The organism is Rhodococcus sp. 5G237 (assembly GCF_053764735.1).
The window spans coordinates 16,214-28,807 of sequence record NZ_JBSNCD010000011.1; the positions used below are offsets into that span (position 1 = coordinate 16,214).

Genomic DNA, 12,594 nt, shown 5'->3' on the forward strand with positions numbered 1-12,594 from the left:
CTCAGCCGGCGTGCTTCTGGATGAGATCACCCAGGCGCGGTAGGGCCTCGACGACGTGCTTCTTGGCCGAGGGGCGCAGCGAGTCGTAGGCCCGCTTCACTGCGGTCTTCGACGTGCCGGCGATGCGCTCGTCGGTCACGCCGAGGAGAGCGTCGGCGACGACGTCGCCGCGGGCGACCAGGAAGTCCGCGAACGAACCGTTGCCTGCGTACTCCACCCAGAACGGCTGGAGCTTCTCGACGAATTCGGGCAGCAGACCTTCGACGGCACCCGGCACGATGCCCGGGCCGACCTTCTTCACTGCTGCGTAGCCACCCTTGAGGGCGAGACCGGACGCACCCTTCTTGTCCGACACCTCAGCATCGATCAGGGCTTCGACGTCTGCCTTGACCGCCGGGAACTTGTCGGCGCCGAGGAGGGCATCGCCCAGAGCTGCAACCACTTTCACTGCCTCCGTAGATGTGACACTTGTGACCGTTGGGACGCGGGGAACGATATACGACGATTCCGCCTCATCACAGTCCGCGTCCGGCCAGCACCGTACGGCACCGACGCACCCGCTCGCACCACCACTCGACTCGGTCGGGTTCGGCCCGCAGCGCATCGAGCCGCCCGGGTTCGGGCTCGACCGCGACGACATCGAGCGCTCCGTCGGACATGTGCAGAGCCGGCGCGACGTCGGCCTCGAAGAAGCCGCCCGTGCCCAGGCCGCAGGCGTACGGGAGGTCGGGTAGGGCCGCGGCCGCCGCGAGACCGGTGGCGATCCCCACCGCGGAGTCGAGAGCGCTCGAGACGACCACCTCGACGCCGTGCCCGGCGAGTTCGTCGGCGAGCGCGACGAGACGTCGGACCCCGCCGAGCGGTGCGACCTTCACGACGGCGACGTCCGCTCCCCCGGCCCGCACGACCCGCAGGGGATCCTCGGCGCGGCGGATGCTCTCGTCCGCCGCGATGCGCACCCCGGGCAGGCGGCGGCGAACCTCGACGAGTTCGGGGACGGTCGCGCACGGCTGCTCGGCGTATTCGAGCGGACCGTCGGCCGTGAGTGCCGTGAGCGCGCGGACCGCCTCGGCCACGCTCCAGCCTCCGTTCGCGTCGATCCGGACATTGGGCACGTGTTCGCGCACGGCCCGGACACGAGCGACATCCTGCGCGAGATCCTGGCCCGGTTCGGCGACCTTCACCTTCGCGGTGCGCGCGCCGGGGAACCGGGCGAGGACCTCGGGGACGCGCTCCGGGCCGATGGCGGGCACGGTCGCGTTGACCGCGATCCGGGCGCGGCGCGGGGCCGGATGCCCCTGCCAGGCCGCTTCGATCGCCGACTGCAACCAGTGCGCCGCCTCGTCGTCGCCGTATTCGGGGAACGGCCCGAACTCACCCCACCCGGCGGGTCCGCGCAGCAACAGCACCTCGCGTTCGGTGATGCCGCGGAACCGGACGCGCATGGGCAGCGAGATAACGACTGCCCCGTCGAGCAATTCGTCCGCGGACGGGAGGGGCAGCGAGGACGGGAGGGGCAGCGAGATCACGGTTGGCCCGGCAGCAACTGGACCATCAGTGCCTCGCAGTCGGCGAGGAGGTTGCCGTCGACATCGCGCAGTTCGGCCTTGCAGAAGGCCTTGCGTCCGTCCACCCGCTCGACCCAGCCGTCGACGACGAGTTCGGTCTCGATCGGGGTGATCCTGCGATAGTTGACGTGAAGATAGGCGGTGCGGGCGATCGGCCGGCCGTTGGCGTGGATGACCATGCCGAACAGGTCGTCGAACAGCAGCGGCAGCGTGCCGCCGTGCGCGGCCCCGTTGCCTCCGAGGTGGTAGCGACGGAAGACGCCGCGCTCACGGACACCGTCCGGTCCGTACTTCTCGATCGTCCACGGCAGCAGCAGCGCGCTGCCGCGTCCGGGCAGGTCGACGTTGAATCCGGCGGGCGAGCGGCCCTCGGGCACGGCGTGCTCGGCGAGCAGGTCGACGAGGGCCTCGGTCTGCTCGATCGCTCGGTCGACGACTTCGTCCGGCGGGTTCGTGGAGACCATCAGATCCTGCAGACGCCGGAAGGTCTCGACGAAGCGACCGTAGTTCGGCCCCGCCTTCACCGGTTCGTAGACCGGGAATCCGCCGTGGTGTTCGTAGTCGTCGCGGGGATCGGTCTGCTCGCTCATGGTTGTGCACGTTATCGGGCGGCAGCGCACGTCGCCGCGATGCCCGGCCCTTTATGGTGACGAGGTGACCTTCGATCCAGAATTGTGGCGCCCGGTACCCGGGTTCGAGAACCTCACCGACATCACCTATCACCGACACGTCACGCAGGGCACGGTCCGCGTCGCGTTCGATCGTCCCGAGGTGCGCAACGCCTTCCGTCCGCACACCGTCGACGAGCTCTACCGCGTGCTCGACCATGCGCGGACCACCTCCGACGTCGGCGTCGTGCTGCTCACGGGCAACGGCCCGAGCCCGAAGGACGGCGGATGGGCGTTCTGCTCCGGCGGCGACCAGCGGATCCGTGGCCGCAGCGGCTACCAGTACGCGAGCGGCGAGACCGCCGACACCGTCGACAAGGCCCGCGCCGGCCGGCTGCACATCCTCGAGGTCCAGCGGCTGATCCGGTTCATGCCGAAGGTCGTCATCGCTCTGGTCAACGGCTGGGCCGCCGGTGGCGGGCACAGCCTGCACGTCACGTGCGACCTGACGCTCGCCTCCCGCGAGCACGCCCGCTTCAAGCAGACCGACGCCGACGTGGGCAGCTTCGACGGCGGCTACGGCAGCGCCTACCTGGCCAAGATGGTCGGCCAGAAGTTCGCGCGGGAGATCTTCTTCCTCGGCGACACCTACACGGCCGAGGAGATGCACCACATGGGTGCGGTGAACAAGGTCGTCGACCACGACGAGCTCGAGAACGTCGCGCTGGAGTGGGCGCAGAAGATCAACGGCAAGTCGCCGCAGGCGCAGCGCATGCTCAAGTACGCCTTCAACCTGCAGGACGACGGCCTCGTCGGTCAGCAGTTGTTCGCGGGCGAGGCCACGCGTCTGGCCTACATGACCGACGAAGCGATCGAGGGTCGCGACGCCTTCCTCGAGAAGCGCGAGCCCGACTGGTCGCCCTACCCGCACTACTACTGATCCTGACGCGGCGAACCGGGCTTCGCCCCTGCTACAGCAGGTGCAAGGCCCGGTTCGCCGCGCAAGGAGGGTCGTCGGACGGAAGGTCAGACGCAGTCGCGGCAGTAGGCCTGCTCGCCGTCGCCCGTCGCGCGACGGCTGTGGTGCTGGACGAGGAAGCAGCCCATGCAGGTGAACTCGTCCGACTGCTTCGGCAGGACCTGGACCGAGAGCTCCTCCGCCGACAGTGCCGAGAGGTCGGCGCCGGGCAGGTCGAGGGTCTCGAGGATCTCGCCCTCGTCGGTGTCGGCGGCCGCGATGGGCTTGATGTCCAGCTCGTCCAGGGCAGTGCCACCGCCGCCCAGGATGTCGGTGGTGCGGGGAGCGTCGTAGTCGGTCGCCATGGCAGTTCTCCTCACTCGTTGTCGGCGGTGCCGCGCAGCCGCGGGTCGCGGCTGCGTCGGACCCGCTGTGGCAGGCCGGCGCTGTCATGGGCACCGTTGCCGTCAGTAATGTCCCACCGGAAGCTTCGTCAAACACATATGTCCAGTTACGTTCGAACCGTGTGCTCTCGGGCACACTGTGGGACATGACCGATCGCCAGAGTCCGCGAACCGCCCACACCCGCCCGGAAGGCGTCTCCGACGCCACTGTGAAAGCGACCGGCAAATTGTCCGAGGCCCTCGAGACCGTCGAGCAGGCGCGGGGCCATCTCTATGCCTTCCATCAGCTGATGGGTCGCGCCGATCTGCTCACCGGCGACGCCGAGGAGTTGTTCCGCGAGGCCGGGCACGACGAGATCGCCGAGCGTCTCGGTACCGAGATCATCGGACGTAACATCGCCGAGGGTCGCTGGACCTTCCAGCTCGTCGAGGAGTTCGACGACGGCTACTGGTCGGACTTCCGCACTTTCGAGAAGCAGGTGCGCGACGAACTCGTGCAGGGACGACGTCACCTTTTCGAAGCCGAGATGAAGGAATCGCGGCGCACACACGGCCGCCGCCATCACGAGGCCTGCCCGGCCGAGGAGCAGTGACGGTGGAGATCCTCAGCAGCCGCACCATCCTCCGTCCGCGCGACCACGGGGCCGCCCTCGAGTTCTACGGCTCGACGCTGGGACTGGCGATCGCCCGCGAGTATCCCGGCGGAACCGTCTTCTTCGCGGGGCAGTCGCTCATCGAGGTCGCCGCGCACGGCCGATCCGACGACAGCGACGAGGTGTTCCACGGGGCCCTGTGGCTCCAGGTGCGCGACGTCTACGACGCCGAGGCCGAACTGGCGCTGAAGGGCGTGCGCATCGTCCGGGGCGCGAAGCAGGAGCCGTGGGGACTGCACGAGCTGTGGATCGCCGATCCCGACGGGATTCCGATCGTCCTGGTGCAGATCCCCGAGGACCATCCCTTGCGGCGCGACCTCCGTTGACGAACGGAGGTACCCGGGCACGGCAGGAGGCAGTCGCGCGGCGCCGGTGATCTTGCACACAAGCCGCGCGGTCTGCTCTGCACTCCGCTCATGGTCGGAGTCCGAAAGAACCGGTCGGGCATCACGGCGAGACGCAGAATTCACACCCCCGTCGCTGTACATTCACCTGCCCGCTACCCCACAATCGACAGACGTGACCGCAGAGTTCGTCGTGCTCCTGGTGGTGGTCGTCACTGCCCTCGCATTCGATTTCACCAACGGCTTCCACGACACCGGCAATGCCATGGCGACATCCATCGCCACCGGCGCCCTCAAACCCAAGACCGCGGTCACTTTGTCCGCGACCCTCAACCTCGTCGGCGCCTTCCTGTCCGTGGAAGTCGCCGCCACCGTCGCGAAGGGTGTCGTCGACCTCGACACCGTCGGCGGTACCGATCTGTTGCTCATCGTCTTCGCCGGCCTGGTCGGAGCGATCCTCTGGAACATCGCAACCTGGCTGTTCGGCCTGCCGTCCAGTTCGTCGCATGCCCTGTTCGGTGGCCTGGTCGGCGCGGCACTCGCGTCGATCGGCGTCCAGGGCGTCGTGTGGGACGGAGTGCTGGGCAAGGTCCTGCTTCCCGCCGTGCTCGCGCCCGTCATCGCGGCGCTGGTGTCCACGGTGGGCATCTGGTCGATGCACCGCCTGACCCGGTCCGTCTCCACCGAGCACCGCGATCGCGGCTTCCGGATGGGCCAGATCGGCACCGCATCCCTGATGTCGCTCGCCCACGGCACCAACGACGCGCAGAAGACCATGGGCGTGATCTTCCTGGCCCTCGTCGCCCACGGCACCATCACCGCCGACACCGAAATGCCGTTCTGGGTGAAGGTCGCCTGTGCCGTCGCGATCGCACTCGGCACCTATCTCGGTGGCTGGCGCATCATCCGCACGCTGGGCAAGGGCCTCGTCGAGATCGCCCCGCCGCAGGGCCTGGCCGCCGAGTCGTCGTCGGCCGCCATCATCCTCACCTCGAGCCATTTCGGTCTGCCGCTGTCGACCACGCACGTCGCCACGGGATCGATCCTCGGCACGGGACTGGGCACCAAGGGCGCCGAAGTGCGCTGGTCGGTGGCACGTCGGATGGTCGTCGCGTGGGTCATCACCCTGCCGTGCGCCGCGGTCGTCGGAGCGATCTGCTGGGCGCTCGCCCACCTCATCGGCGGCATGTCCGGCGTGCTCGTCGTGTTCGCGATCCTGTGCGCCCTGGCCCTGCTCATGTGGCTGCGCTCGCGCCGGCAGCCAGTCGACGCCTCCAACGTCACCGCCGACTGGGACGACAAGCGCGCCCCGGCACCGGGTGCCTCCGAAACGGTCGGCGGGGAAGGACGCTCGTGAACCTGTTGACGCACACCCTCGACTCCCTGTGGCAGGTCGTTCTCGTGGGCCTGCTGCTCGGCGCCGGCCTGCCCTCCCTGTTCGCCCTCGGAGTCCGCGCACTCGACACCGGTCGCGGCAGCGACGGCACACCGAATCCGGTGGCACGGACCGCCGCGGTGCTGTGCTTCGCCGTGGTCGCCTGCGCGATCCTGGCGGGAATTCTCCTGCTGGCGTCCGATTTCCTCGCCGGAACGTTCGGCATCGACATCTTCTGATCGGAGTGACGGGTGGCCCTCCCGCCGTTTCTCGCTTCCATCGTCGAGTGGCTCCGTGCCGGTTACCCCGAAGGGGTGCCGGAACAGGACTACGTACCCCTTTTCGCACTTCTCGCGCGGCGCCTGTCCGACGAGGAGGTCGCCCAGGTCGCCGACACTCTGATCGAGGACGGTGACCTCTCGATCAACCGCATCGACATCGCGGTCCTGATCAGCAAGATCACCAACAACATGCCGTCGCCCGACGACGTGGACCGGGTCCGCCGCCAGCTCGAGGCGGGCGGATGGGACACGACACAATACGATCTGTGACCACACTCGCCCTTCTTCCCGTCCCCGCCGGGTCCGCCGTCCGCTCCGTGCTGCCCGCCCTGCAGCGCATGCTCGACGGTGACGGACCGGCACTGCTCCCCGTCCCCGCCGGGGACGAGCGGGAGACGCTCCGGCTCACCAGCGCCCTGAGCCCCGGCGAACCCGTCGCGGACGGTGTGGGACTGGTGGTCGCGACCTCCGGCACGACCGGGACCCCCAAGGGCGCCCTGCTCTCCGCGCAGGCGCTGCGCGCGAGCGGCGACGCCACCCACACCCGGCTGGGCGGGACGGGCTCGTGGCTGCTCACCCTGCCCGCCCATCACATCGCGGGCATGCAGGTCCTGCTGCGCAGCCTGCTCTCCGGAACCGAGCCCGTCGTCGTCGACGTGTCCGCCGGTTTCGACCCCGCGGATCTGCCGGCGGCGGTGGACGCCATGCCGGGCCCCCGCCGGTACAGCTCGATGGTCCCCATCCAGCTGATCAAGGCCCTCGATCATCCCGACGCCACCGCGGCGCTCGCCCGCCTCGACGCGATCCTGCTCGGTGGGGCCGCGACTCCCGTGCCGGTCCTCGACCGCGCCCGCGCGAGCGGCATCACCGTCGTGCGCACCTACGGCATGAGCGAGACCTGCGGCGGCTGCGTCTACGACGGCGTGCCGCTCGACGGGGTACACGTGCGCGTCGACGGCGACTCGCGAGTGTGGCTCGGCGGCGCCACGCTCGCCTCGGGCTACCGCAACCTGCCCGAGCATCCCGCCTTCGCCGAACCCGGCTGGTTCCGCACCGACGACGCGGGCACGCTCGACGACGGGATCCTGCGCATCCTGGGACGGCTCGACGAGGCCATCTCGACCGGTGGACTCACCGTGGTCCCGCAGGTGGTCGAGGCCGTACTCGTCGAGCACCCGGCCGTTCGGGAGGTCGCGGTGGTGGGTCTGCCCGACGCCCGGCTCGGTCAGCGCGTCGCGGCGGTCGTCGTGCCCGTCCCCGGTGCGACGCCGACGCTCGCCGAACTCCGCGACCACGTCGAGGCCACGCTCGATCCCACTGCTGCGCCGCGTGAGCTGCAGGTCGTCGACGCGTTGCCGCTGCGTGGGCCGGGCAAGGTGGATCGCCGCGCCCTCGTCTCGCGCTTCTCCTGACGGGTGCGCACGACGCGGCGGGCAGCCCCGGGTGCGAAGATCGATCCATGGCAACGGCTGGTCAATGGCTCGAAGGCGCTCGTCCGCGCACCCTCCCCAACGCGATCGCACCCGTCCTGGCAGGCACGGGCGCTGCGGCGTGGCTCGGTGAGGCCGTGTGGTGGAAGGCGCTGCTGGCACTGGTCGTCGCGCTGGGCCTGATCATCGGCGTGAACTTCGCCAACGACTACTCCGACGGCATCCGCGGCACCGACGACGAGCGGGTCGGCCCGATGCGGCTGGTCGGTTCGGGGGCTGCGAGCCCCGGCGCCGTCAAGCGCGCGGCGTTCGTGTGCTTCGGCATCGCGGCCGTCGCGGGACTCGCCCTCGCCGTCACGACCGCCTGGTGGCTCGTGCTCGTCGGCGCGGTCTGCATCGCCGGGGCCTGGTACTACACCGGCGGGAAGAATCCGTACGGCTACAGCGGCTTCGGGGAGATCGGCGTCTTCGTCTTCTTCGGGCTGGTCGCGGTGCTCGGCACCCAGTTCGTGCAGGCCGGTCGCGTCGACTGGGTGGGTCTGGCCTGCGCGGTCGCCGTCGGCTCGATCTCGACGGCCGTGCTGGTGACGAACAATCTCCGCGACATCGCGACCGACGCGGAGACCGGCAAGCGGACTCTGGCGGTCAAACTGGGCGACCCGAGTACCCGCACGCTGCACCTGGTGCTGGTCGTGGTGCCGTTCGTGATGTCGCTCGTGCTGGTCGCGGCGACGCCGTGGGCGCTCGCCGGCTTCCTCGCCGCACCGTTCGCGGTCCGCGCGCACAAGCCGGTGCGGGCCGGTGCCCTCGGGCTCGCGCTGATCCCGGCGCTCAGCGATTCGGGTGTCGCGATGCTCGTGTGGGCGGTGGCCACCGCGCCCGCGTTGGCCTTCGGCTGACCATGACGCGGGCGCGGCGGAACCGGTCGCGGGCGGACGAGCTCAGTCGCGGTCCGGGACGACCAGGCCGAGGATGAAGTTGACGATCGCGATAATCACGCCGCCCCACAGGGCCGCCCAGAAACCGTCGATCGTGAGGCCGTACTCGGTGAAGCCGCTCAGCCACGCGGTGAGCATGAGCATCAGCGCGTTGACGACGAGCAGGAACAGCCCGAGGGTGAGAATCACCAACGGCAGCGACAGCAGTTTCACCAGCGGCTTCACGAGTGCGTTGACGACGGTGAAGATGGCGGCCAGCACGACGAGCGAGATGACCTTGCGGGTCGTGTCGGAGGTGCCCGCGGGATCGGTGAAGTCGATTCCGTCGACGAGCTCGACCGCGAGCCACAGACCGACCGCGTTGATGATCAACCGCAGTATCAGAGAAATCATGGTGCCACTGTGGCACACGGAACCCGGTCTCGTAACGGGCAAATCGGACCCCTCCGATGTCGCCCCTCCCCCTCAGGGGCCTCTCAGCGACGGACGGTAGCGTCGGCCGGCGTGCGTTCACGTCTTCTCCCCCTGTTTCTCGCTGTAGCCGGACTGCTCCTCGTGGGCACGGGTTCGGTCTTCGCCTGGCTCGACCGCCCCGAGACGACGGTCGCAACCGTCGCGGAAGAGCCGAGTCCCTCGGCGGACGGCGTCGACGAGGCGCGGAGCAATCTGCAGCGGGCCGGACTGCCGCTGTCGGTGCTCGACGGCGGGGTCGGGCAGCTGACGGAGGGCAGCACCCAGCTCGACGACGGTGCCCACCAGCTCTCGGACGGCCTCCGGCAGGCCCGTGACGGTGGGGAGCAGCTCGCCGACGGCCTCGGGCAACTCGACGGCGGTGTCGACATGCTCGGCGACGGTGCTCGCCAGGTGAGCGGTGGCGTCGACGAGGTGGTCGACCGTCTCTCCGGTTTCGGGGAGATGCAGGGCGACGTCACGGCGCGGCTCACGGCCGTCGCCGACACGCTCGGCGCGTCCGCGGATCCGGTCTCGCTGGGCGCGGCCGGCCAGTTGCGCGGACTCGTCGAGACCCTCGACACGCAGGGCCTCGGGCCGGACACCCTCGATCAGCTCGGGCAGTTGCGCGACGGTGCACGGCAGCTCGCCTACGAACTCACCGATCCGAACGCGCAGTTCGTCGTGGGCATGGCGCAGGCCGCCGACGGCTCGCGACAGCTCCGCGACGGCCTCGTTCTCCTCGACGACGGTGGCCGGGCCCTGACGGACGGCACCGGACAGCTGGTCGACGGCGTCGGGCCGGTGGCCGATGTCGTGGGTGGCATCGCCGACAACGTCCGGTCGGCCACCGAAGCGCTGCCGCGCACCGCGCCGGCTGCTCCGGACACGCAGGCAGCGGAAGCCGTGGCCACGTCGGATCGTCAGTGGTGGCCGTTCGCGACGATCGCGGCCGGCACGCTGCTGCTCGTCGCGGCGGCGGTCGTCCCGCTCGTCGCCGGGCGCCCACTCGCCGTCGCTCCCGCACAGCCGACCCGGTAGCCGCCCGAAGGATCAGGCTGCGGCGTCGAGGTGGCCGTTCAGGCGCTGACGGAGCTGCTCGCGCGGCACGTGTGCTTCCACGAGGGCTCCGGTCGCCGGGTCGTCGCTGCGCAGCAGTCCGAGCAGGATGTGCTCGGGGCGGATGACCCGTTCGCGGCGTGCGACCGCCTCCCGCAGCGCGAGCTCGAGCGATTTCTTCGCTGCCCGGTCGAACGGGATGTGACCGAGGCGGTTCGCGATGCCCCGCCGATCGGTGCTCTTCCCGTCGAGCACCCCCTTGCCGAAGGCGGCTTCGAGACGGCTCCGGACCTCGTCGAGATCGATCCCGATCGCTTCGAGCGCCGCGGCGTCCTTGTCACCGAGCGGGGCGTCGGCGGTGCGGGCGGCCCGGTCGGAGCGGAGCCCGTCGACCGTGAGACCTTCCTCCGCGAGCAGGACCCGCAGCGGTTCGTCCGCGGCGACAGCGGCCCCGATGAGCAGGTGCGATGCCTCGATCCGGGGATCGCGCACCCGGATCGCCTCCTGTTGCGCTGCGACGACGGCGGATCTGGCACCGTCGGCGAATCGTTCGAACATGACGATCACCTGCGCTTCCGATTGTGCTTCTGATGGACCGCCTGGCGGCTGACGCCGAGTTCGTCGGCGATGGCCTGCCAGGACCAACCCCGCTCGCGGGCATTCGCGACCTGGACCTCCTCGAGCCGTTCCAGCAGCCGGCGCAGGGCACGCACGGCGCGCAGGCCCACTGCGGGATCGGAGCTCGCGGCGGCAGCGGCGAGGGTGGTGGCTTCACTCATGTTGTCAATATAGGTTGACACCGAGAGCGCGTCGACGAAAATTGACAGAAACGGAATCTGCGCAGGTGGTGAGGGCTCTACCGGGGCCAGCCGCCGGTGGTCGCGAACTTCTCCAGCACCGCGAGCGGCCCGGTGAGGTCCATCCCCTCCGCAGCGACCCACTCGTCGGAGAAATAGGTGTCGGCGTAGCGCTCGCCGCCATCGCACAGCAGCGTCACGACGCTGCCCTCCCGGCCCTCCGCGAGCATCTCGGCGATCAGGCCGAAGGCTCCCCAGAGGTTCGTGCCGGTCGAGCCGCCCACCTGACGTCCGAGCGCGGTACTCGCGTGCCGCATGGCGGCGATGGACGCCGCGTCGGGCACCCGCACCATCCGGTCGACGACCTCGGGCACGAAGGACGGCTCGACGCGCGGACGCCCGATCCCCTCGATGCGCGAGGGCATGCCGGTCGCGTAGTCGGCCGATCCCGTCTCGAACCCGCCGAAGAACGCCGAGTTCTCCGGGTCGACGACGGCCAACCGCGTCCGGTGACGGCGATAGCGGATGTAGCGGCCGAGGGTCGCGCTCGTGCCGCCGGTCCCGGCGCCGACGACGATCCACTCCGGCACGGGATGACGCTCGAGACGCATCTGCGAGTAGATGCTCTCGGCGATGTTGTTGTTGCCCCGCCAGTCGGTGACCCGCTCGGCGTTCGTGAACTGGTCCATGAAGCAGCCGCCGAGCTCGTCGGCGAGCCGCTGCGCCTCGGTGTAGATCTCGGGTGGGCGGTCGATGTAATGGCACCGGCCGCCCTGGGCCTCGATGAGCGCGACCTTCGCCGGCGAGGTGCGGCGCGGTACGACGGCCACGAAGTCGAGGCCGAGGAGTCGCGCGAAGTACGCCTCACTGACCGCGGTGGACCCGGACGACGCCTCGATGATCGGGGTCCCTTCACGGATCCAGCCGTTGCACAGGGCGTAGAGGAACAGCGAGCGCGCAAGACGGTGCTTGAGGCTGCCCGTGATGTGCGTCGACTCGTCCTTCAAGTACAGGTCGATGCCCCAATCCGCGGGGAGCGGGTAGCGGAGCAGGTGGGTGTCGGCGCTGCGCTGGGCGTCGGCCTCGATGAGCCGGACCGCGTTGTCGACCCAGTCCCGGGGTGCACTGCGGTCGACGACCGCGCCGGTCGCCGTCACCGCCCGTTCTCGCCGCGCATGCGCTTCTCGAGGTCGGCGCGTTCGGTGCGCCGACGCTCGTCGACCGCGGCGATGCCCTCGTTGACGCGACGCCGCAGCGACGCGAAGAGCACGAGCGAGACGGGCAGGGCGATGAGCACGGCGAACAGGGCCGCGACGAGGAGGGGGATTTCCACCCCGAATGCCCGAGGAACGTAGAGAATGAGCAGGGTGAGCACGACCACGAGGGCGAGTCGCGCCACCGAGTACAACGCGACGTCCCGGATCAGGGACCCGGTCCCCGCCTGACCGCCGGCGGCCGTGGCGCCCTCACCGTGAGGGTGTGGAGTGCGCTGGGAGGGGGTATCCGAGGGTTCGTTCCGGCGTTCGTCGTTCACCACTCCAGGTTAACCGGCGGCCCGGACGACGAGCCCCGCGACGATTTCCGGAAGTCGGACATCCGTCCGTTTTGTCTATTACTTCCGCTTTACCAACCGTAGACCGTTCGAGCAACCAGGGGTATCGGTGCCACCATGGGCTTGGACATCCCGATCGAACAACTCGATCGCGTCGAACAACACGATCACGACAAC

The 12,594-nt window shown here is 69.8% G+C and carries 18 protein-coding genes; 9 read left to right on the top strand and 9 right to left on the bottom strand.

Annotated features, from left to right (window positions below):
• Nucleotide 1: 1 nt before the first annotated feature.
• From ACWPOC_RS22530 to ACWPOC_RS22540, 3 genes are all read right to left on the bottom strand, one after another.
• Nucleotides 2–442, bottom strand: a complete 441-nt coding sequence (locus ACWPOC_RS22530; protein WP_120280037.1) for a DUF6918 family protein — start codon at nt 440–442, stop codon at nt 2–4.
• A 73-nt stretch (nt 443–515) separates the two neighbouring features.
• Nucleotides 516–1,502 carry an o-succinylbenzoate synthase gene (locus ACWPOC_RS22535; RefSeq protein ID WP_159419158.1) on the bottom strand — a complete coding sequence of 329 codons (987 nt, stop codon included), beginning with the start codon at nt 1,500–1,502 and terminating at the stop codon, nt 516–518.
• A 23-nt stretch (nt 1,503–1,525) separates the two neighbouring features.
• A complete protein-coding gene (locus tag ACWPOC_RS22540) occupies nt 1,526–2,158 on the bottom strand; it encodes a PaaI family thioesterase (protein WP_120280038.1) in 633 nt (210 codons plus the stop codon).
• 64 nt (nt 2,159–2,222) lie between these two features.
• Here ACWPOC_RS22540 and ACWPOC_RS22545 point away from each other — a divergent pair, with 64 nt between their 5' ends.
• On the top strand, nt 2,223–3,116 hold the full coding sequence (locus ACWPOC_RS22545) for a 1,4-dihydroxy-2-naphthoyl-CoA synthase (protein ID WP_024101698.1): 894 nt from the start codon (nt 2,223–2,225) through the stop codon (nt 3,114–3,116).
• Between the two features lie 86 nt (nt 3,117–3,202).
• Here the strand turns inward: ACWPOC_RS22545 and ACWPOC_RS22550 are convergent, their stop codons facing one another.
• Nucleotides 3,203–3,499: a DUF4193 domain-containing protein gene (locus ACWPOC_RS22550; protein WP_120280039.1), complete on the bottom strand. Its 297-nt coding sequence runs from the start codon at nt 3,497–3,499 to the stop codon at nt 3,203–3,205.
• A gap of 185 nt (nt 3,500–3,684) precedes the next feature.
• Here ACWPOC_RS22550 and ACWPOC_RS22555 point away from each other — a divergent pair, with 185 nt between their 5' ends.
• The 7 genes from ACWPOC_RS22555 to ACWPOC_RS22585 all read left to right on the top strand — a co-directional run bounded on the left by ACWPOC_RS22555 (nt 3,685) and on the right by ACWPOC_RS22585 (nt 8,520).
• Nucleotides 3,685–4,131 (top strand): hypothetical protein, encoded by a 447-nt coding sequence (locus ACWPOC_RS22555; RefSeq protein ID WP_060650869.1) that lies wholly within the window; start codon nt 3,685–3,687, stop codon nt 4,129–4,131.
• Nucleotides 4,132–4,133: 2 nt separating this feature from the next.
• A complete protein-coding gene (locus tag ACWPOC_RS22560) occupies nt 4,134–4,517 on the top strand; it encodes a VOC family protein (protein ID WP_120280040.1) in 384 nt (127 codons plus the stop codon).
• A gap of 193 nt (nt 4,518–4,710) precedes the next feature.
• The gene (locus ACWPOC_RS22565; RefSeq protein ID WP_120280041.1) at nt 4,711–5,892 is read left to right on the top strand and encodes an inorganic phosphate transporter; all 1,182 of its coding nucleotides are present in this window, start codon (nt 4,711–4,713) and stop codon (nt 5,890–5,892) included.
• Nucleotides 5,889–6,149: a hypothetical protein gene (locus ACWPOC_RS22570; RefSeq protein WP_060650701.1), complete on the top strand. Its 261-nt coding sequence runs from the start codon at nt 5,889–5,891 to the stop codon at nt 6,147–6,149. The genes ACWPOC_RS22565 and ACWPOC_RS22570 overlap by 4 nt, the downstream gene beginning before the upstream one ends.
• A gap of 12 nt (nt 6,150–6,161) precedes the next feature.
• Entirely contained in the window at nt 6,162–6,461 is a 300-nt protein-coding gene (locus tag ACWPOC_RS22575) for a DUF3349 domain-containing protein (protein ID WP_120280042.1), read from the top strand.
• Nucleotides 6,434–7,603 carry an o-succinylbenzoate--CoA ligase gene (gene menE, locus ACWPOC_RS22580; protein WP_455409363.1) on the top strand — a complete coding sequence of 390 codons (1,170 nt, stop codon included), beginning with the start codon at nt 6,434–6,436 and terminating at the stop codon, nt 7,601–7,603. The genes ACWPOC_RS22575 and menE overlap by 28 nt, the downstream gene beginning before the upstream one ends.
• A gap of 47 nt (nt 7,604–7,650) precedes the next feature.
• Complete coding sequence (locus tag ACWPOC_RS22585) at nt 7,651–8,520, top strand: 1,4-dihydroxy-2-naphthoate polyprenyltransferase (protein WP_120280044.1); 870 nt, start codon at nt 7,651–7,653, stop codon at nt 8,518–8,520.
• 42 nt (nt 8,521–8,562) lie between these two features.
• On the opposite strand, the gene ACWPOC_RS22590 is transcribed toward ACWPOC_RS22585, so the two are convergent.
• Entirely contained in the window at nt 8,563–8,952 is a 390-nt protein-coding gene (locus ACWPOC_RS22590; RefSeq protein ID WP_120280045.1) for a phage holin family protein, read from the bottom strand.
• 111 nt (nt 8,953–9,063) lie between these two features.
• Here ACWPOC_RS22590 and ACWPOC_RS22595 point away from each other — a divergent pair, with 111 nt between their 5' ends.
• Nucleotides 9,064–10,050, top strand: a complete 987-nt coding sequence (locus ACWPOC_RS22595) for a YhgE/Pip domain-containing protein (RefSeq protein WP_120280046.1) — start codon at nt 9,064–9,066, stop codon at nt 10,048–10,050.
• Between the two features lie 12 nt (nt 10,051–10,062).
• Here ACWPOC_RS22595 and ACWPOC_RS22600 read toward each other — a convergent pair whose 3' ends face one another.
• From ACWPOC_RS22600 to ACWPOC_RS22615, 4 genes are all read right to left on the bottom strand, one after another.
• Nucleotides 10,063–10,626, bottom strand: a complete 564-nt coding sequence (locus ACWPOC_RS22600; RefSeq protein WP_183070550.1) for a Clp protease N-terminal domain-containing protein — start codon at nt 10,624–10,626, stop codon at nt 10,063–10,065.
• A 5-nt stretch (nt 10,627–10,631) separates the two neighbouring features.
• On the bottom strand, nt 10,632–10,847 hold the full coding sequence (locus ACWPOC_RS22605; protein ID WP_016694332.1) for a helix-turn-helix domain-containing protein: 216 nt from the start codon (nt 10,845–10,847) through the stop codon (nt 10,632–10,634).
• 77 nt (nt 10,848–10,924) lie between these two features.
• On the bottom strand, nt 10,925–12,022 hold the full coding sequence (gene cds1 / locus ACWPOC_RS22610) for an L-cysteine desulfhydrase Cds1 (RefSeq protein ID WP_120280048.1): 1,098 nt from the start codon (nt 12,020–12,022) through the stop codon (nt 10,925–10,927).
• On the bottom strand, nt 12,019–12,402 hold the full coding sequence (locus tag ACWPOC_RS22615) for a DUF4229 domain-containing protein (protein WP_120280049.1): 384 nt from the start codon (nt 12,400–12,402) through the stop codon (nt 12,019–12,021). Before ACWPOC_RS22615 ends, cds1 begins: the two co-directional genes overlap by 4 nt.
• Nucleotides 12,403–12,594: the final 192 nt, after the last annotated feature.